This window comes from Mammaliicoccus stepanovicii, assembly GCF_002902525.1.
Classification (GTDB): domain Bacteria; phylum Bacillota; class Bacilli; order Staphylococcales; family Staphylococcaceae; genus Mammaliicoccus; species Mammaliicoccus stepanovicii.
In genome coordinates this window covers 1-206 of the sequence record NZ_PPQZ01000081.1, presented here as the reverse complement: position 1 = coordinate 206, position 206 = coordinate 1, and the positions used below count along the sequence as shown (strand labels likewise).

The 206-nt window shown below is 36.9% G+C and carries 1 protein-coding gene; it reads right to left on the bottom strand.

Annotated elements, in window-relative coordinates:
* Positions 1 to 206, bottom strand: a 206-nt coding sequence (locus CD111_RS09960) for a Cna B-type domain-containing protein (RefSeq protein WP_142380952.1), incomplete at both ends; no start/stop codon positions are given.

Below are 206 nucleotides of genomic sequence, written 5' to 3'. Positions count from 1 at the left end.
CCTTTAGCTTTTTCTGCTAAGTCTGTCCACGTATGTGTCCAATTGTTACTTTCATTTAATGTAATTGTCTTTCCTGTTTCTTTGCCATCGGCTAATAATGCTACTTCAATGGATTTTGGACGTTTACCATCTTGGTTGTTTTTATCGTCCCATTGTTTTGTTACTGTTGCCGTTGTCTTACCTGGTGTATATTCATTTGTGATGGT